Here is an 18668-nt window from a genome sequence, read left to right on the forward strand (position 1 = left end):
CCCAAAACAAAAGACCACCTACCAGATGTAGCTCTTTCTCGTGGGCTCGGAGATGTGTATAAGAGACATTCCCCCGACCGGTCCCCCGCCGCCGAAGGCCTGGGTGGACCGCGACCCCGTCGCCGCCGCCCGGCTGGCCCGCGCCCGCGAGCTGCTCACGGCCGTGTCCGGCGAGCTGGCCATCCCGGTCGAGAACCTGCTGACTCCAGACCTGCTGCGGCGCTACCTCTGGGAGGGACCGCCGGCGCCGCAGACCGCCGAGATCGCCGAGGCCCTCGAGGGAATGGGCGCCCGGCACTGGCAGACCCGCATCGCGGCTCCCCTCGTCGCGGTGGCGTGCGCGGAGCACCCACGGTGAGGTGGCTCACGCCGCCCGCCCCGGACGGAGATGTTACCCGGCAGTAGGATCGAGGGGGCGGTCTCGCACCGCCCATCCCCTGTCCACGACCGGAGGAGGCCTCGTGCCCCGTCAGCTCCAGGAGGTCGTCTTCGTCGACGGCGTGCGCACGCCGTTCGGCAAGGCCGGTGAGAAGGGCATGTACGCCCACACCCGTGCCGACGACCTCGTCATCAAGTGCGTCCGCGAGCTCCTGCGCCGCAACCCCGACCTACCCAAGGACCGTGTCGAGGAGGTGGCCATCGCGGCCACGACGCAGATCGGCGACCAGGGCCTGACGCTCGGGCGCACCGCCGCGCTGCTCGCGGGCCTGCCGAACACGACGCCCGGCTACTCCGTCGACCGGATGTGCGCCGGCGCCATGACCGCCGTGACGAACACCGCCAGCTCGATCGCCTTCGGGGCCTACGACGTCGCCATCGCCGGCGGCGTCGAGCACATGGGCCGACACCCCATGGGTGAGGGCGTCGACCCGAACCCCCGGATCCTCGCCGAGAAGATCGTCGACCCCGATGCGCTCGTCATGGGTAAGACGGCCGAGAACCTCCACGACCGCTTCCCGAACCTGACCAGGGCCCGCGTCGACGCCTTTGCGGTCGCGAGCCAGGACAAGCTCGCCGCTGCGTACGCCGACGGCCGCATCCAGCGCGACCTCGTGCCCGTCGCGGTCCGCGACGGCGACAACGCATGGGGCCTGGCGACGGCCGACGAGCCCCCGCGCCCCGGGACGACCGTCGAGGACCTCGCCGGACTGAAGACCCCGTTCCGCCCCCACGGCAACGTCACCGCCGGCAACGCGGCCGGGCTCAACGACGGCGCGACCGCGTGCCTGCTCGCCTCCGAGGCCGCGGCGACCGAGCTGGGCCTTCCGGTGCGCATGCGCCTCGTGTCGTGGTCCTTCGTCGGCGTCGAGCCCGAGGTCATGGGCGTCGGACCCGTCCCGGCCACCGAGAAGGCCCTCGCCAAGGCCGGTCTGTCGATCGAGGACATCGGCCTCTTCGAGCTCAACGAGGCGTTCGCCGTGCAGGTGCTCGCCTTCCTCGACCACTTCGGCATCGCCGACGACGACCCCCGGGTCAACGAGTACGGCGGCGCCATCGCCACCGGTCACCCGCTCGCCAGCTCGGGCGTGCGCCTCATGACGCAGCTGGCCAGGCAGTTCGAGGCCCACCCCGAGGTGCGCTACGGCCTCACCGCCATGTGCATCGGCATCGGCATGGGCGGCGCGGTCGTGTGGGAGAACCCGCACCACACCGACTACCTGCCGACCAGCGCCCAGGAGGAGGTCGCGTGACCACCATGACCGAGAAGCCCGCAACCCCAACCGAGTTCGCCGACGAGGTCGTCACCCACGCCACGGTCCGCGACATCTGCCTGCCCGGAGGCGCGGGTGTCCTCGCCCTCATCACGCTCGACAACGGGTTCGACCACACGAAGCCGAACACCTTCGGCCCCCAGGGAGTCGCCGAGCTGACCGCGGTCGTCGAACGACTGCGCGAGCGCGCCGGGGCCGGCGAGATCGTCGCCGCCGCCGTCACCGGCAAGCCGTTCGTCTTCGCCGTCGGCGCCGACCTCACCGGCATCCCCCACGTACGCGACCGCGAGCAGGCACTCGAGATCGCCCGCGCGGGCCACGCGGCGTTTTCGGCGTTCTCCGACCTGCCGGTGCCCACCTTCGCCTTCGTCAACGGTGCGGCCATGGGCGGTGGCGTCGAGCTGGCCCTGTCCGCGACGTACCGCACCATGAGCGCCGGCGTGCCGGCCGTGGCCCTGCCGGAGGTCTTCCTCGGGCTCGTCCCCGGGTGGGGCGGTTGCTGGCTGCTGCCCAACCTCGTCGGCATCGAGACGGCCCTGACCGTCGTCATCGACAACCCGCTGAGCCAGAACCGCATGCTCACCGGCGTCGACGCCTACGGGCTGGGCCTGGCCGACGCCCTCTTCGAACCGGCCGACTTCCTCGAGGAGTCGCTCGCGTGGGCCTCGTCGGTCGTGCGTGGCGAGATCGTCGTGCAGCGTCCGGACGTCGACCGTGACGAGCAGCGCTGGGAGGCCGCGGTCGCCAGGGCACGCGCCACCGCCGACGCGCGGACCGGTCGACGGGCCCGCAGCCCGTACGCCGCCCTCGACCTGCTCGCCGCGGCGCGAACCGCTTCGCGCGCCGAGGGGTTCGCGGCGGAGGACGAGGCGCTGGCAGACCTCGTCATGAGCGACGAGCTGCGGGCCGGGCTCTACGCCTTCGACCTCGTGCAGCGTCGAGCCAAGCGCCCGGCCGGTGCCCCCGACAAGACGCTCGCGCGTCCCGTCACGAAGGTCGGCGTCGTCGGCGCCGGTCTCATGGCCAGCCAGCTGGCGCTGCTGTTCGTCCAGCGCCTCCAGGTGCCGGTCGTGCTCACCGACGTCGACGAGGCCCGCGTCTCGCAGGGCGTCGGGTACGTCCACGCCGAGCTCGACAAGCTCGCCGCCAAGGGACGCCTCACCCCCGACCGCCTCAACCGCTACAAGGGACTCGTGACCGGGGCCGTCGACAAGGCCGGCTTCGCCGACGCCGACCTCGTCATCGAGGCGGTGTTCGAGCAGATGGCCGTCAAGCAGCAGGTCTTCGCCGAGGTCGAGGCGGTCGTGTCGCCCGAGTGCGTCCTCGCGACGAACACCTCGAGCCTGTCCGTCGCCGAGATGGCCTCGCGGCTCGAGCACCCCGAGCGCGTCGTCGGGCTGCACTTCTTCAACCCGGTGGCGGTGATGCCACTGCTCGAGGTGATCCCGGGCGAGGCGACGGACGCGGCAACGCTGGCAACGGGGTTCGCCGTCGGCAAGGCGCTGCGCAAGACGTGCGTGCTCGCGGCGGACCAGCCCTCGTTCATCGTCAACCGGCTCCTCGGCCGGTTCATGGGCGAGGCCGCCCGGATCCTCGACGAGGGCACGCCGATCGAGGTCGTCGACCGGGCGTTCGCCGGTCTGGCGCCGATGCCGCCGTTCGTCCTCATCGGGCTCGTCGGCCCGGCGATCGCGCTGCACAACGGCGAGACCCTGGTCCGCGCCTTCCCGGACCGGTTCTACTCCTCCCCGACGCTGCAGCGCCTCGTCGCTGCGGGCAAGCGTGGCTTCTACGACCTCAGCTCGGGCCGCCCGGTGCTCGACCCCGAGGCCGCGGCACTCGTCGAGACGCCGGCCGAACCGGTCGTCCTCGACGCCGGGCAGGTGCGCGAGCGGGTCCTGACGGTCCTGTCGGACGAGGCGCGACGGATGCTCGACGAGGGGGTGGCCCAGTCACCCATGGACCTCGACCTCGCGATGATCACCGGCGCCGGCTTCCAGTTCTGGAACGGCGGGATCACGCCGCTGCTCGACCGGACGGGCGTGGCCGAGCGCGTCACGGGGTCGCGGTTCCTGCCACCGGGTGTGGCCGACGCCCCGCGCTGAAGGGCCTGTGGGCCGGGACCGGCCGTGGCGCCCTCACCACGCCATGGCTGGTTCCGGCCCGCTCGAGCATCACGGCAGCAGGTGCGCGGTCAAGCCCCGCTCGACGAAGGCACTGAGCTGCTCCGGCGTCCAGCCGGCGTCCGTCACGAGCCGCTCGTAGAAGGTCGTGTAGAGCAGAAGGACGTCGCGGGCCTGCTCAGGGGTGACGTCGTCGCGCAGGTAGCCGCCGTCGACGAGGTACGCCGCGTTGTGGGTCATCCGCTCGGCTCGCTCACGCTCGATCCGGGCGTACAGGTCGGCCACCTCGGGGTCGCCGGCCGCCGAACGCTCGACGAGCCGGTACACGGGGTCACCCACCGCGCCCACCTCGGCGGCCAGCCGGGCCCAGTTCCGGATGATCGACCTCCCGTCCGACGCGGCCCGCGACCCGGCGTCGCTGCGGGCCTCGGCGGGCGTCGGCCCCGACCCGGCGAGGGACCGGTGCCAGACCGCCTCGAGCAGCCCCGCCTTCGAGCCGAACCACTTGTAGACGCTCTCCACCGAGACGCCCGCCTCGGCGGCCACCGCCGCCACGGTCGTGGCGCCGAAGCCGTCCGCGAGGAAGCGCCGCCGGGCGACGTCCAGGACCTCGCCCCGGCGCGCGGCAGCGCGGGCCCGACGAGCGGACGCGTCGTAGCGACGACGGGTCGGCTCGGGGTCGTCCGCCCCCTTGACTCGCGGCGACATGAGGCGCATCCTCTCAATCAGATACAGATAACTGTATCGAATTGTTGGAGGTCAGCATGGACCCGACCCGCACCCCTTCCGAGGTCCTCGACCGGCTCGTGCTGGCGACCAACGCCCACGACCTCGACGGCCTCGTCGACTGCTTCGCCGAGGACTACGAGCTGACCGACCCGGTCCATCCCGCCCGGTCCTTCACCGGCTCGGCCCAGGTCCGCCGGAACTGGACGACGATGTTCACGGCGGTGCCCGACATCCGTCTCGACGTGGAGCAGCAGGCCGTCACCGAGGACGGCTTCTGGCTCGAGGCGGCCCAGGTCGGGACCCGCCGGGACGGCCGGCCGGTCGAGACCCGGATGGTCTTCATCGCGACGGTCGCCGGTGGCTGCATCACCCGCGCGCACCTGTACGCCGGGCCCGTCGAGCCCGGCGGCCCCGGCATCGACGCCGTCTTCGCGGCCCTGGCCGGGACCGGGCAGCCGTGATCACCGTGGTGGGCGGCACCGGGAGGCTGGGCCGCCTCGTCACCGCCCGGCTCGTCGCCGAGGGCCGACCGGTGCGGGTCGTCGCGCGCTCGGATCCCCGCGTCCCCGTGCCGGACGCCGAGCTCGTCACGGCGGACGTCCGTGACCCGTCCTCGCTTCACGCGGCCGTCGCCGGCTCGGAGGTCGTCGTCTCCGCGGTGCACGGGATGGACCCGAACGCCGGCCAGTCCCCCGCGGCCGTCGACCGGGAGGGCAACCGCAACCTCGTCGCCGCCGCTCGCTCGACCGGTGCGGACATCGTCCTCGTGTCGGTCATCGGCGCCGCCCGCGAGCACCCGATCGAGCTGTTCCGCATGAAGGCCGCCGCCGAGGACGAGCTCCGCGGCGGTGCTGCCCCTGCCGTGCCGGACTGGACCATCGTCCGCGCGTCCGCCTTCGCCGAGATGTGGCTCGAGCTGTTCCGCACGACGGCGGGCTCGTCCGGGGTGCCCAAGGTACTGGGGCCGGGCCGCAACGTGGTGAACTTCGTCTCGGTCCACGACGTGGCCGTCGCCGTGGCCCGGGCCGCTGTCGACCCGGCCCTGCGCGGGCGGGTCGTCGAGGTTGCCGGCGAGGACCTCAGCGAGACCGAGCTCGCTGCACTGGTCACGGCGCCGGGCCGGCACCCGGCCCACGTGCCGACCGCCGTCGTCTGGGCCATCGGCACCGGCCTGCGGCCGTTCCGCCCGGCCATGGCCCGGATCGCCCGCCAGACGCTGGCCATGGAGCGCGTCCCGCTGCGCGCGGACCCCGCGCCGGGGCACGCCGAGCACCCGTGGCTCCCGCTGACGCCGATCGCCCGGACGGTGACGCCGGCGGCCCAGGAGTCCTGACGCCCGTCGTCCTGGCCATATCCCGGCGGGACCTCGTCTCGGTGCCCGCCGGGCCTGTCGCTTAGCGGTTATCTCATATATGAGTTAGAGTCGCCGCTCGTGACGCAGACCTACCTGACCCGGATCGGCGGACTCATCCGCGACGCCCGACGCCACAAGGGCATGACGCAGTCCGAGCTCGCCGAGCACCTCGGCACCTCGCAGAGCGCCGTCGCACGCATCGAGCAGGGGCGCCAGAACCTCAGCCTGGACACCCTCGCCAAGATCGGCGACGCCCTCGACTCGGAGTTCGTCTCGCTCGGGCACTCCGGTCCCCAGCACCTGCGGATCGTCGGGGGGCAGAAGCTGTCCGGCGAGATCGACGTCAAGACGAGCAAGAACGCCGCCGTCGGGCTGCTCTGCGCCTCGCTGCTGAACCGCGGACGCACGACGCTGCGCAACCTCGCGCGCATCGAGGAGGTCAACCGGATCCTCGAGGTGCTCTCCTCGATCGGCGTGCGCACCCGCTGGCTGCCCGACAGCAACGACCTCGAGATCGTCCCGCCCGCGCGGCTCGACCTCGACGGCATCGACGTCGCGGCCGCGCGCCGCACCCGCACCGTCATCATGTTCCTCGGTCCGCTCCTGCACGAGCACGACCGCTTCCGGCTGCCCTACGCGGGCGGCTGCGACCTCGGCACGCGCACCGTCGAGCCGCACCTGGCCGCGCTGCGGTACTTCGGCCTCGAGGTGACCGCGACCCACGGCTTCTACGAGGCCGAGTCGGACCGTTCGGTCAACCCGACCCGCTCCATCGTCCTGACCGAGCGTGGCGACACCGTCACCGAGAACGTCCTCATGGCCGCTGCGCGGTACGAGGGCGAGACGGTCATCCGCAACGCGTCCTCGAACTACATGGTGCAGGACCTGTGCTTCTTCCTCGAGAAGCTCGGCGTGCGCATCGAGGGCATCGGCACGACGACCCTTACCGTCCACGGCCGCGCCACCATCGACGTCGACGTCGAGTACTCGCCGAGCGAGGACCCCATCGAGGCGATGAGCCTCATCGCCGCGGCGGTCGTGACCGACTCGGCCATCATGATCCGCCGCGTCCCGATCGAGTTCATCGAGATCGAGCTCGCGACGCTCGAGGGCATGGGGATGAAGTACGACCTCTCCGCCGAGTACACGTCCGCCAACGGCAAGACGCGCCTGGTCGACCTGACGACGATCCCCGGCCCGCTCACGGCGCCGACCGACAAGATCCACCCGATGCCCTTCCCGGGCCTCAACATCGACAACCTGCCGTTCTTCGCGCTCATCGGGGCCGTCGCCGAGGGCAGCACGATGATCCACGACTGGGTCTACGAGAACCGGGCCATCTACCTGACCGAGCTGACGAAGGTCGGCGGGCGCGTCCAGCTGCTCGACCCGCACCGGGTCATCGTCGAGGGCCCGACACGGTGGCGCGCGGCCGAGGTCGTGTGCCCCCCGGCGCTGCGTCCCGGCGTCGTCATCCTCCTGGCCATGCTCGCGGCCCCCGGCACGTCGGTGCTGCGCAACGTCTACGTCATCAACCGTGGCTACGAGGACCTGGCCGAGCGCCTCAACCGCCTCGGCGCGACGATCGAGGTCTTCCGCGACATCTGAGCCGGACACGAGCCGGCCCCGGGCGGCGCGCAACCCTTGCGTCCTCCGGGGCCGGTGTTACCTTGAGCCTCGGGCGCCGGCTGGCCCGGCGCCGAGCGGTCAACAACCCGACCGCTCACGACACTGGAGTCCAGCATGCGTCGCACCGCCAGCGCTCTTGCCGCAACCCTCTGCGCCGTTGCCGTCGGGCTGGAGCAGCTCGGTCTCTGACGCAGCGCGTCGGGCACCTGCAGCCGCCTCCCCGGCGGGTCACAGGTGCCCGACCTAGCGTCGACGCATGAGGACTCGTGCGTCCCTCGCCGCCGTCGTCGGCCTCGGGCTCGTGCTCGCCGGCTGCACGGGCGGTTCCCCGGCCCCGACGCAGGCCCCCCAGGGCGGGACGGCCAGTGCCCGGACCAGCACGAGCGACCCGCCGACGACCAGCCCGTCCTCGGGTATGCCGTCCGCCGGCCCCACGCATACGGCCACGCCGTCCCGGCCCGCCTCCTCTGCGCGCGCCTCGACGAGCACGAGCGCCCCGACGCCGGCGAGCTATCGGGTCCAGGTCGTCCACCGGGGCGCCGACCATCCCGACGACCTGGTGCTCGACCCGTCGGGCGCCCTCCTCTACAGCGACTACGCGTTCGGCACCATCAGCCGGCTCAATGCCGACGGCTCGGCGACCGTCCTGTACCGAGGGCTGCCCGGCCCCGAGGGCATGGTGTTCCTGCCGGACGGGAGCATGGTCGTGGCCGAGGAGGACGCGAACCGGCTCGTCGAGTTCCGCCCGGGCCAGTCGACGCCGACCGTCCTCGCCGCCCTGCCGGGCACGTCCGTCAAGGCGACGTGCCACCAGGGCGTCGACGGGATCGGGTGGGACGCGACCACCAGCACCCTCGTGGTCCCCGACCCGGTGACCGGCACCATCTACCGGTTCTCGCCCGACGGGCGGTCGCGGACCGTCCTCGCGAGCGCGTTCGTCCACCCCGTCGGCGCCGCCGTCGGTCCGGACGGGGACGTCTACGTCGCCGACGAGTGCGGCGGTGGAGTCTGGCGGCTGGGTCCGGGGGGCTCGCGGGTCCGCGCAGCGGAGGCCGTCATGCCGGACGACGTCGCCTTCGACGCCGCTGGCAACCTGCTCGTGACCGACGTGCGGCACACCCGCCACGACGTGCTGCGCTGGCCCGGTGGTGGGGGCCCCTCGACCGTCCTCGTGAGCAGCGGCCTCATCGAGCCCCAGGGCCTGCTCGTCACGCCCTCGGGCACCCTCTACGTCGCCGACGACCAGGCCCGGGTCATCCTCCGGATGACGCCCGCCTGACGACTCCGGCCCGACGCTCCTTCAGCCCGACGCCTGGCTGCAGGCGTCCGGCTGAAGGGCGCGGCCTGAAGGCGTCGGCGCTGCCTAACGCCGATACTGCCTCCAGATGAGCTTGTGCACCCCGAGATGCTTCGGCAGGGTCCGCAGTCCCGGGATCCACGGGATACAGACGAACCCGATGCTGAGCAGGATCATCAGCGCCCACACCTGCACGTCGGCGTTGTCGGACGTCGAGAACGGGGGCACCTGGTACCAGAGGGTGTAGAGCCACAGCCACGGCTGGCCGGGATAGTTGCCGGTCTCGTTCATGATCCCCCACTGGTCGCCGCCGAGGTTCTGGGCGCGGGCCTGGTCCTCGAGGTGCGAACCGTCGGCCAGCAGGAGCAGCGGCTTGGTGCTGTTGACGCCGAAGAAGCTGGTCCTCGACGTCAGCAGGCCCTCCAGCGCACCGCTGGATGCGAGCGCCAGCACCCCCTGCGCCAGGACCGGCACCGGGCCGTAGTCACCGGTCGCCACCTTGGCCGGGTCGCCGTCGGGCGCCTTGCCCAGGGCGTCGGAGTAGGCCTGCGCCCACTTCGTCTGCTGGTCCGGCGTCGCGGCCGACCATCGACGCAGGGCCGCTGCCACGAGCGGCTGCGACGAGAGCGTGCGCAAGGGGGTGATGACGAAGTCGTTGGCGGAGTCGACCGGCTCCGTGACGCCGGGGAGCTTCTGCAGGTTGACCGGGCCGAGGGTCTGGCCGTCGGCCGCGGTGTTGTAGGGCGGCCCGTAGCCGGCTGAGGTCGTGGTGCCGGCCAGCTCGCCGGTTGCCGTGGCCACCACGTCGTTCGGCGCCTGCTGGGCCCACTGCTGCAGCGAGATCGCCGGGTCGTCGGGTGAGGAGAAGACGATGGCCGCGACGAGGGTCAGCACGAGTATGACGCCCAGCGCGATGACGAACTCCTTGACGAGGTCGTAGCGCCGGGTCGGGAAGTCGTGCGAGTCGGGCGCCCACGTGGCGCTCCGTCGCTGGCTCCGGGGAACGCGTACGGCGGTCATGGCCTGACCCCCGTTCCCGTGCGAGTGCGCTGCGGGCGGCTGTCCTCAGGGGCGGACGTGGGAGCGGGGCCCGTGGGTGCCGAGCTCCCAGGCGGTGCCGAGGGCAGCGGCGACTCCGGCTGCACGACCTCGGCGGGTGCCTCGGCGGGTGCCTCGGCGCCGATGGGCGGCACCACGCCACGGCGCCGAACCAGGAGCAGGTGGAGGCCGACGATGACCCCGACGACGAGCGGCAGGAGCGAGACGTGCCACAGCACCATCTGCCCCACGTTCATGACGTTGAAGTAGGCGCCGATGCCGGCGGCGTTGAGCCCGTCCTTGGCCTGGGTGCTGATCCACTGGGAGTCGAAGTTGGTCTGGATCAGGTAGCCGGTGAAGGCGGTGCCCAGCGAACCGAAGAAGGCCAGGGCGCCGGTGGCCCACGTGAGGCCACGGTGGCCGCGCCACGCGGCCATGAAGAACTTGCCCCACAGGTGGATCACCATCGTCGCGAAGAACAGCTCGACGCTCCACAGGTGCATGGAGTTGATGAACCGTCCCACGGAGCTCGAGTGCCACCACGTCAGACCGCCGAGCGTGAGCACCAGACCCGACGCGATGACGACGACGAGGCTTGCCAGGCAGGCGACGCCGAAGACGTACACCCACGAGGCCACGTATGCCGGCTGGCGGTCGGGCAGCCACTGCCCCTTGGGGACGAGCCCCTCGATCCACCCGCTCAGCCTGCCCGTCCACGTGGTGCGGGCACCCGCCGCGGGGTTCGGTGCGGGGCTCGACGGTGCTGCCCGAGAGCTCATCGGTCGTCCTCCCCCTGCGAGCCCGGGAAGGGCAGGAGGACCGCAAGGACGAAGACGAGGAGCATCACGAGGATCGTGACGAGGTTGGCGACCGTGACGGTGATGAAGCCCCACTGGACGACAGCACCTGCGGGCGTCGGCTCTCCTGCTGTGAAGAACACGGTGGACATCGAAGACCTCCTGGACGGAAGGAACTGTGAGTCGCCCCTGCACCAGTCGATCTACTACGTCTTGTCAGAGTAGGTCCGACACCGGCGGCCGGCGGGTGCATCGGCACATTTGCAGCCTCCTCACAGCCACGCCCCGATGGAGGGCCAGTCGGTTCGACGCCCACCGCGCCCTCCACACCACTTCGCGCGTTTTGTGTCCTGGGACCACACAGGTGCCGAGCAGTCGGCTCCCTAGCCTTCCCGCATGCCCGGCGCCCGCGACGACGCACGCGACCCAGCACCCGACCGCCCCGGCCCAGGCCGGCGGGCGGTCAACGAACCGATCGACCTGAGCGGGCGCACGGCGCTGGTCACCGGCGCCGCGAGCGGCATCGGCGCAAGCGTCGCGCGGGCTCTCGCCGCTGCGGGCGCCACCGTCCACGCCGTCGACCGGGACGGGGACGGCGTGCGCACCCTGGCGGACGGCTCCGACCGCAGCGACGGTGCTGACGGGGGCGCCATCATTCCCGTGATGGCGGACCTCGCCGACCTCGACGGCCTCGCGAGCCTGCCCACCGACGTCGACATCCTCGTCAACAACGCCGGCATCCAGCACGTCAGCCCGGTGGAGGAGTTCCCGCTCGAGCGCTTCGACCTCATCCTCGACCTCATGCTCGTCTCGCCGTTCCGCCTCATCCGCCAGTCCCTGCCGCACATGTACGCCCAGGGCTGGGGCCGCGTCGTCAACGTCTCGAGCGTGCACGGGCTGCGGGCCAGCGCCTTCAAGTGCGCCTACGTCACCGCCAAGCACGGGCTCGAGGGCCTGTCCAAGGTCGTGGCCCTCGAGGGTGGGCCGCGGGGGGTCACCTCGACGTGCATCAACCCGGCGTACGTGCGGACTCCCTTGGTGGAGAAGCAGATCGCTGACCAGGCCCGCACGCACGGGATCCCCGAGTCGGAGGTCGTCGCGAAGGTCATGCTCGAGCCGGTCGCGGTCAAGCGCCTCGTCGAGCCCGAGGAGGTCGCCGCCCTCGCCCTGTTCCTCTGCGGGCCGGCCTCGGCGTCGGTCAACGGCACGTCGTTCTCCATGGACGGCGGCTGGACGGCGCACTGAGGGTCCGGCCTCCCGACGAAGCCTAGGATCTGCCCGTGGCCACGCACAGCCCTGCCGACGCGTCCGAGGACGTCCCCGAGGAGCTCGGACGCGACCTCCAGCACGACCTCCCCCAGGTCCTCTCGGCGGTCCCGGACGACGGGTCGGAGGCCGGGCGGCTGATGCGGCTGCTCGAGCTGCTCGCGACCGACGCGCCGGTCGCGGAGGTCGCGGCGGCTCCCGCCCCGGCCGGCGCCCGCGACCTCGCGCTGCGCATCACCGCCTCCCGCGAGGTGCACCTGCACCGCGAGGCCGGCCTCGCCGCCCTGCTCGACACCGCCCGTGAGCTGGCCACCGAGCACGACCCTGCGCAGGTGCTCGACGCGATCGTGCGGCGCGCCCGCCGGCTCGTGGGCACGGACCTCGCGTACCTGACGCTCTACGACCCGGAGGCGGGCGACACCTTCATGCGCGCGACGGACGGGTCGGTGTCCGCGGCGTTCCAGTCGGTGCGCCTCGCCCTCGGTGCGGGCCTCGGCGGGCTCGTGGCATCGACGCACAAGCCGTACTGGACGGCCGACTACTGGTCCGACGAGAGGTTCCGCCACACGGCCGCGATCGACGGTGCCGTCGGCGAAGAGGGCATCATCGCGATCTGCGGCACCCCGCTCATCGTCGAGTCCCACTTCGTCGGGGTGCTGTTCGCCGCCAACCGCTCGTCCCGGCCCTTCACCCGCGAGGAGGTCGCGCTCCTCGGCAACCTCGCCACGCTCGCCGCGGTCACTCTCGTGCAGACCCGTGCCCTCGCCGACGCCGAGAACGCCCTGGCGCAGCTGTCGGAGGCGCACGAGACGGTGCGCCGGTACGCCGAGGGGATCGAGCGCGCGGCGGCCGCGCACGACCGGTTCGCCTCCCTCGTGCTCGGTGGTGGCGGCGTCGACGACGTCGCCCGGGCCCTGTGCGACCTCCTCGGTGGCTGGGCCGTGCTCGTCGACGAGGACGGCGCCCGCATCGGGACCGCCGGCCCGGCGCCGGAGCCGGGGTCGGGGCGCGTCGGCCTCCTCGAGGACCTCCTGTCCAGCGTCCCGGGCCAGGGCACCGGGCGCCTCGTCGAGCGCGAGGGCATGTACGTCCTGCCCGTCACGGCAGCGCGCGAACGGCTCGGGACCCTCGTCGTCGGCGGCCTCGGACGGCTGAGCGAGTCCGAGCAGCGGACCGTCGAACGCGCCGGCGTCGTCACGGCGCTCGTCCTGCTCTTCGAGCGGCAGGCCGCCGACGCGCGCCAGTCGGCACGCAACCGTCTCGTCTCGGACCTCGTCAGCGCCCGGGGCAGCCACGACGAGCGACTCCAGCTGGCCCGCGCGGCCGGCCTGGACCCGAACCGTCCGTTCTGCCTGCTCGTCCTGCGGGGCGAGGACCCGCACGGCCACCGCGCCCTGCTCATCTCGGCGAGCGCGGCCACCGACGAAAGCGCGCTCGTGGGCTCGCACGACGGCGACGTCGTCGCCCTCGTGCCCGGCACCGATGCCGACGGTCTGGCCCGTGCCGTGGCGGCCCGCATCGGGCGGCGCACCTGCGTCACCGTGGCCGGCGTCGGGCCGCTCGAGGGCGTCGACGCCATCCCCACTGCCCACGAGGAGGGCGCTCGTACTGTCGGTGCGCTCATCGCTCTCGGGCACCGGGGCCAGGGCGCCGCGGCGACGCAGCTCGGCTTCGCCGGCCTCATCGTCGGCTCGGCACCGGACGTCGACGACTACGTGCACCGGCTGCTCGGCCCGGTCATCGACTACGACGAGCGGCGCGGCACCGACCTGCTCGGCACGCTGGCCGCATACTTCGCCGCCGGTGGCAGCCCCCGTCACGCCGCCGGCACGCTGCACGTCCACGTCAACACGGTGTCGCAGCGGCTCGAGCGCATCGGGGCACTGCTGGGGGCGTCGTGGCAGCAGCCGGACCACGCCCTCGAGCTGCAGCTGGCGCTGCGGCTGCGAGCGCTCCAGTCCCCCGGCTGAGGCCCGCGCGGTCGAGGTGGATCGTCGCGCTCCGGCGCGCGGTATCACCTCGACCCGGGGCCGGTCGCGTCGGATGGAGGTGCGGCGTCGCGCGCCGGCGCGAGGTATCACCTCGACCGAGGGGCGGCCTTCCGGCGTCAGGCCAGCCGGGGCTCGAGGTCGGCGACGACCTGGTCGGCGGTCAGGCCGAGCTCCTCGAGCACCTGCCCGCGCGAGCCGTGGTCGAGGAACCGTTTCGGGATGCCGTACGTGCGCACCGGCACGTCGAGCCCCGCCTCGCGCAGGGCCAGGGTCACCGCCGCACCGACGCCGCCGCTGACGAGGTTGTCCTCGACGACCGCGACCGTGCCGGCCCGCCGGGCCAGCTCGACGACGGTGTCGCTGACCGGCAGCACCCAGCGGGGGTCGACGACGCGGACCGTGCGCCCGTGGGCGGCGATCTTCTCCCCCACCTCGCCGGCGAGCCCGGCGAAGGCACCGACCCCGACGACGAGCAGGTCCACGGCCTCGCCGGCGTTCTCGAAGAGCACGTCGACGTCGCCGATCGTGCGCTCGGCCGTGAGCGGGTCGCCGACGTCGCCCTTGGGGAAACGGATGACGGTCGGACCGTCGGACACGTCGAGCGCCTCGCGCAGCTGGCGTCGCACCTGCTCGCCGTCACGGGGGGCCGCGAGGCGCAGGCCCGGCACGACCGAGGTCAGGGTCATGTCCCACATGCCGTTGTGCGAGGCACCGTCGCTGCCGGTGACGCCGGCCCGGTCGAGGACGAAGGTCACTCCCGCCCGGTGGAGGGCGCAGTCCATGAGCAGCTGGTCGAAGGCCCGGTTGAGGAAGGTGGCGTAGACGGCGACGACCGGGTGCAGGCCGGAGTAGGCCAGCCCCGAGGCCATCGTCACGGCGTGCTGCTCGGCGATGCCGACGTCGAAGACGCGGTCGGGGTAGGCGGCCGCGAAGCCGTCGAGGCCGACGGGGATGAGCATGGCGGCGGTGATCGCCACGACGTCGGGGCGCTCGGCCCCGACGGCGACCATCTCGTCGTTGAACTCGTCGGTCCAGATGCGGCCGGAGACCTCGAAGGGCAGGCCGGTCTCGGGGTTGATCTTGCCGATGCCGTGCATGTGGTCGGCGACGTCGTCGAGGGCCGGCTGGTACCCGCGACCCTTCTGGGTGATGACGTGGACGAGGACCGGACCGCCGAAGTCGCGCGCCTTGCGCAGCGCGCGCTCCACGGCCGGCTCGTCATGGCCGTCGACGGGCCCGAGGTACTTCAGGCCGAGGTCCTCGAACATCCCCTGCGGCGCGACGATGTCCTTGATGCCCTTCTTGACGCCGTGCAGCGTCTCGAACATCGCGCCACCGACGACGGGTGTGCGCGCCAGGGAGCGCTTGCCCCAGTCGAGGAAGCGCTCGTAGCCGCGCGTCGTGCGCAGCGTCGCCAGGTGGTCGGCCAGGCCCCCGATGGTGGGCGCGTAGGAGCGCTCGTTGTCGTTGACGACGATGACGAGCGGCAGGTCCTTGTCGACGGCGATGTTGTTGATCGCCTCCCAGGCCATGCCGCCGGTCAGGGCGCCGTCACCGATGACGGCCACGGTGTGCCGACCCTTCTCACCGCGCAGGCGGCGCCCCTTGGCGATGCCGTCGGCCCACGACAGCGCCGTGGAGGCGTGGGAGTTCTCGACGACGTCGTGCTCGGACTCGGCGCGGCTGGGGTAGCCCGAGAGGCCGCCCTGCTTCTTGAGCTTGCTGAAGTCGCGCCGCCCGGTGAGCAGCTTGTGCACGTACGACTGGTGACCCGTGTCGAAGACGACGGCGTCCCGCGGCGAGTCGAAGACGCGGTGCAGGGCGATGGTCAGCTCGACGACGCCGAGGTTCGGACCGAGGTGTCCACCGGTCTTGGAGACCTCGGTCACGAGGAAGGTACGGATCTCCTCGGCCAGCGCCGGCAGCCGCTCGGCCGGCAGCGCCCTGAGGTCCGCCGGGCTCGTGATTGTCTCCAGCAGGGCCACGCTGGGTCGTCCTCTCGAAGTCGGTGCCGCGTCGTCGGATTCTCGACACGTCGGGCATGCGCGTCGATCGAGTCTAGGTGCAACGACCGAGCACGCGAAAACGTGCAGGCGGGCCGGCACGCGACCCTCACATCATCCTCACGCAGCGGTCACCGTCAGAGCCGGGGTGCGAAGACCTTGCCCTGCAGCGCCTCGTGGAGCAGGCGGGCGGACCGGGTGGCTGCGACCAGCCGGATGCCCTCGGCCTCGATCTCGGACAGGATCTCCGCGAGGGCCTCGGCGGGCACGTGTGGTCCGAGAGCGACGCGGGCCTCGCGCCACGCGTCGCGCGTCGCGCTCACCTGCCCCTCGAGGTGTCGGCACGTGATCCACGCGAGCGCGACCGGGTGGCGGCGCCAGCCACCGTAGGAGCGGTAGTCCGGTGGGCACTGGTCGAGCAGCCACAGCACGGCCCGCTCCTGCCAGCCGGGGGCCTGGGCCGGCGGCACGCCCGGGGGCCAGCCGGGCGGGGTGTGGGCGGACATGTCCCCAGTCTGCCTCGCCTACGCTCGGGGCATGACGACACCGTGGGCGGTCTCGTGGGTCACCGCGTTCCTCGACGTGCCACCGGCGGTGCACGACGCGGTCGTCCGGTTCTGGTCGGCGGTCTCGGCGTCCGCGGTGTCGACGGCGCGCGGGGTCGAGGGCGAGTTCGTCAGCCTGCTGCCCGAGGACGGCGACCCGTACCTCGCCGTGCAGCGGACCGGCACCGGCGGGGCCAGCGCCACCGGCCCGTCGCTGCACGTGGACCTGCACGTGGACTCCCCCTCGGTGGCCGCCCGCCGTGCGGTCGCTGTCGGGGCCACGCTCCTGCACCGGTCGCCCCACGGCTACGTCGTGCTCGCCTCCCCCGGCGGCTTCGTCCACTGCCTCGTGCCGGCCGGCGAGCACGTGCGTCCCACGGCGGTCCGGTGGCCGCGCGGGCACGAGAGCATCGTCGACCAGGTGTGCCTCGACATCCCGCCCGACGCGCACGAGGCCGAGTGCCGGTACTGGTCGGAGCTGACCGGCTGGCGGCTCCGTCGGTCCGCCGGCCGGCCGGAGTTCCACCACCTCGAGCGCCCGGCTGGGATGCCGATCCGGTTCCTGCTCCAGCGTCTCGACACCGTCGCCGACGACCGGACGCACGGCACGGCGGGCGGGGCGGACGGCCATGCCGTGACCGCGCACCTGGACCTGGCCTGCGACGACCGTACGGCCGAGGTCGCGCGCCACGTGTCGCTCGGCGCGGAGGTCCTCGGTGACCCCGGCGGCGGGTGGACCGTGCTGCGCGACCCCGGTGGCTCGCGCTACTGCGTCACCGACCGCGACCCGCACGGCGCCTGAGCGCTATCCGCCCGGGCGTCGGTCTCCCCGGGTGCGGCCGACGGCGGCACGTGCTCTCAGGCCCAGTTCGCCTCGGCGGGCGGCGTCGGCAGGGCGACGCCGTGGGGGTGGATGACGTAGGCCAGGCCACCGTTCGTGCCGAGCCAGGCCCGCTCGAACTGGTCGCGCCGGTACACGGTGCGCACCTCGTCGTTGCGCGCGACGCGGTGGGAGTTCGGGTCGTTCGACACGACGTCGCCGCCCTCGGTGAACCCGACCACGGTGAGGAGGTGACCGCTCGTCTCGTAGCCGGCACCATCGAGCTCGCCCTCGCGGAAGGTCACCGAGACGACGAGCGGCACGCCCGCCGCGACGAACGCCTCGGCCTCGCTGAGGTCCCGCAGCCGCGTCACGTAGGCCCGAAGGCCGCGGGTCCCCGCGTACGCCGTGTTGAAGGCCCAGTTTCCGGCTCCGCCGTACGAGCGGTCGAAGACCCGGCGCACCCCGTGGACGACGACGGGATCGACGTCATGGCCCACCCAGGCGGCCTCCTCGGCGCTGGGCCCCGACCCCCAGTGCTCGAGGAGCATGGTCGTCGACGTGGGCGAGCACCAGGACTGGCCGCCCTCGTCCCAGTGCGGGAACGTGTCGAGGTGCAGCCGCTGGGAGTACGGGGGCACCGGGACCTCCTGGCCACGGGCGGCGCCGGGGCGGCTCGTCGGAGCGTCCGCCGCGATGGCGAAGCGCGAGGCCACGGCCCCGGCCAGCGACACCGTGACGCCCCCGACAGGCGTCCCCGACGGGACGCCGACCCGAGCCGCCTCGACGCCCTCGAGGGCGTCGGCGGCCTCGTCGGCCTCGAGGGCCTCGGCGGTGGCGAGGGCCGTGAGCCGCAGCTGCCACCGCTCGAAGGCGCGCCCCGGCGCCGAGCGCCACGTGTCGGCGGCGACGGCGCCCGCGTCGAGCTGCTGGCCGCGCACCGTCGTGCGTGTCATCGGTGCCTGCCCGTCCGGGTCGTCCTCGGCCCACCGGGCGAAGGTGACCCACGGCGTCCATCCGGCGGCGTCACCGACGCGGCCCTCGACGTGCAGCCACGTGCCTGCGGGCGTCCGCGCGTTCCACGACGGAATGAGCTCCCTTGCGGGGAAAGGAAGCTCGACGACGGGCGACTCCCAGACGCTGGCGGCATAGGTGACGACGGCGGCATCGGCGACGTGCACGTCGCGGTAGGCGACGTGCGGAGCACGGGCCCACCGGAACCCGGACTCCCACAGGGTCAGGGACGCGTGTCGGTCGCTCACCCGTCGAGCATGCCACCACCGGAACGCCGGTGACGCGTCGGGGCCCGGCCACCGAGGGACGGTGGCTGTCTCTTATACACATCTGACGCTGCCGACGACGGA

Annotated in this window: 17 protein-coding genes; 10 read left to right on the forward strand and 7 right to left on the reverse strand. The window is 72.9% G+C overall.

What is annotated here, in order from left to right:
• The first annotated feature begins 52 nt into the window (after nucleotides 1-52).
• The 3 genes from ACR9ZK_RS14370 (at nucleotide 53) to ACR9ZK_RS14380 (ending at nucleotide 3817) form a co-directional block, all read left to right on the forward strand.
• Nucleotides 53-358, forward strand: a complete 306-nt coding sequence (locus ACR9ZK_RS14370) for a hypothetical protein (protein ID WP_481342623.1) — start codon at nucleotides 53-55, stop codon at nucleotides 356-358.
• A gap of 103 nt (nucleotides 359-461) precedes the next feature.
• Nucleotides 462-1691, forward strand: a complete 1230-nt coding sequence (locus tag ACR9ZK_RS14375; protein WP_481342624.1) for a thiolase family protein — start codon at nucleotides 462-464, stop codon at nucleotides 1689-1691.
• Nucleotides 1692-1696: 5 nt separating this feature from the next.
• Nucleotides 1697-3817 carry a 3-hydroxyacyl-CoA dehydrogenase NAD-binding domain-containing protein gene (locus tag ACR9ZK_RS14380; RefSeq protein ID WP_481342639.1) on the forward strand — a complete coding sequence of 707 codons (2121 nt, stop codon included), beginning with the start codon at nucleotides 1697-1699 and terminating at the stop codon, nucleotides 3815-3817.
• Nucleotides 3818-3886: 69 nt separating this feature from the next.
• On the opposite strand, the gene ACR9ZK_RS14385 is transcribed toward ACR9ZK_RS14380, so the two are convergent.
• Entirely contained in the window at nucleotides 3887-4543 is a 657-nt protein-coding gene (locus tag ACR9ZK_RS14385) for a TetR/AcrR family transcriptional regulator (RefSeq protein ID WP_481342625.1), read from the reverse strand.
• A 56-nt stretch (nucleotides 4544-4599) separates the two neighbouring features.
• Here ACR9ZK_RS14385 and ACR9ZK_RS14390 point away from each other — a divergent pair, with 56 nt between their 5' ends.
• From ACR9ZK_RS14390 to ACR9ZK_RS14405, 4 genes are all read left to right on the forward strand, one after another.
• Nucleotides 4600-5025, forward strand: coding sequence for a nuclear transport factor 2 family protein (locus ACR9ZK_RS14390; protein WP_481342626.1), 426 nt, complete (start codon nucleotides 4600-4602; stop codon nucleotides 5023-5025).
• Nucleotides 5022-5897, forward strand: a complete 876-nt coding sequence (locus ACR9ZK_RS14395; protein WP_481342627.1) for an SDR family oxidoreductase — start codon at nucleotides 5022-5024, stop codon at nucleotides 5895-5897. Before ACR9ZK_RS14390 ends, ACR9ZK_RS14395 begins: the two co-directional genes overlap by 4 nt.
• A 99-nt stretch (nucleotides 5898-5996) precedes the next feature.
• Nucleotides 5997-7526, forward strand: coding sequence for a helix-turn-helix domain-containing protein (locus ACR9ZK_RS14400; protein ID WP_481342628.1), 1530 nt, complete (start codon nucleotides 5997-5999; stop codon nucleotides 7524-7526).
• Between the two features lie 277 nt (nucleotides 7527-7803).
• Nucleotides 7804-8826: an NHL repeat-containing protein gene (locus ACR9ZK_RS14405; protein ID WP_481342629.1), complete on the forward strand. Its 1023-nt coding sequence runs from the start codon at nucleotides 7804-7806 to the stop codon at nucleotides 8824-8826.
• Nucleotides 8827-8910: 84 nt separating this feature from the next.
• Here the strand turns inward: ACR9ZK_RS14405 and ACR9ZK_RS14410 are convergent, their stop codons facing one another.
• The 3 genes from ACR9ZK_RS14410 to ACR9ZK_RS14420 are packed head-to-tail and all read right to left on the reverse strand — an operon-like array spanning nucleotide 8911 to nucleotide 10831.
• Nucleotides 8911-9864: a hypothetical protein gene (locus tag ACR9ZK_RS14410; RefSeq protein WP_481342630.1), complete on the reverse strand. Its 954-nt coding sequence runs from the start codon at nucleotides 9862-9864 to the stop codon at nucleotides 8911-8913.
• Complete coding sequence (locus ACR9ZK_RS14415) at nucleotides 9861-10661, reverse strand: cytochrome b N-terminal domain-containing protein (RefSeq protein WP_481342631.1); 801 nt, start codon at nucleotides 10659-10661, stop codon at nucleotides 9861-9863. The genes ACR9ZK_RS14410 and ACR9ZK_RS14415 overlap by 4 nt, the downstream gene beginning before the upstream one ends.
• Nucleotides 10658-10831 carry a hypothetical protein gene (locus ACR9ZK_RS14420; RefSeq protein WP_481342632.1) on the reverse strand — a complete coding sequence of 58 codons (174 nt, stop codon included), beginning with the start codon at nucleotides 10829-10831 and terminating at the stop codon, nucleotides 10658-10660. The genes ACR9ZK_RS14415 and ACR9ZK_RS14420 overlap by 4 nt, the downstream gene beginning before the upstream one ends.
• A 244-nt stretch (nucleotides 10832-11075) precedes the next feature.
• On the opposite strand from ACR9ZK_RS14420, the gene ACR9ZK_RS14425 reads away from it, so the two are divergent.
• Together ACR9ZK_RS14425 and ACR9ZK_RS14430 are read left to right on the forward strand one after the other, a co-directional pair.
• Nucleotides 11076-11924 carry a 3-hydroxybutyrate dehydrogenase gene (locus ACR9ZK_RS14425; RefSeq protein ID WP_481342633.1) on the forward strand — a complete coding sequence of 283 codons (849 nt, stop codon included), beginning with the start codon at nucleotides 11076-11078 and terminating at the stop codon, nucleotides 11922-11924.
• Nucleotides 11925-11959: 35 nt separating this feature from the next.
• Entirely contained in the window at nucleotides 11960-13915 is a 1956-nt protein-coding gene (locus ACR9ZK_RS14430; RefSeq protein WP_481342634.1) for a helix-turn-helix domain-containing protein, read from the forward strand.
• Between the two features lie 137 nt (nucleotides 13916-14052).
• Here the strand turns inward: ACR9ZK_RS14430 and dxs are convergent, their stop codons facing one another.
• Both dxs and ACR9ZK_RS14440 read right to left on the reverse strand, forming a co-directional pair.
• Nucleotides 14053-15921 carry a 1-deoxy-D-xylulose-5-phosphate synthase gene (gene dxs / locus ACR9ZK_RS14435; protein ID WP_481342635.1) on the reverse strand — a complete coding sequence of 623 codons (1869 nt, stop codon included), beginning with the start codon at nucleotides 15919-15921 and terminating at the stop codon, nucleotides 14053-14055.
• A gap of 155 nt (nucleotides 15922-16076) precedes the next feature.
• Nucleotides 16077-16445 carry a hypothetical protein gene (locus ACR9ZK_RS14440; RefSeq protein ID WP_481342636.1) on the reverse strand — a complete coding sequence of 123 codons (369 nt, stop codon included), beginning with the start codon at nucleotides 16443-16445 and terminating at the stop codon, nucleotides 16077-16079.
• A gap of 31 nt (nucleotides 16446-16476) precedes the next feature.
• Here ACR9ZK_RS14440 and ACR9ZK_RS14445 point away from each other — a divergent pair, with 31 nt between their 5' ends.
• Nucleotides 16477-17286, forward strand: a complete 810-nt coding sequence (locus ACR9ZK_RS14445) for a VOC family protein (RefSeq protein ID WP_481342637.1) — start codon at nucleotides 16477-16479, stop codon at nucleotides 17284-17286.
• Between the two features lie 56 nt (nucleotides 17287-17342).
• Here ACR9ZK_RS14445 and ACR9ZK_RS14450 read toward each other — a convergent pair whose 3' ends face one another.
• A complete protein-coding gene (locus ACR9ZK_RS14450; RefSeq protein WP_481342638.1) occupies nucleotides 17343-18566 on the reverse strand; it encodes a C39 family peptidase in 1224 nt (407 codons plus the stop codon).
• Nucleotides 18567-18668 lie beyond the last annotated feature (102 nt).

Source organism: Monashia sp. HAY1-5C (assembly GCF_056755255.1).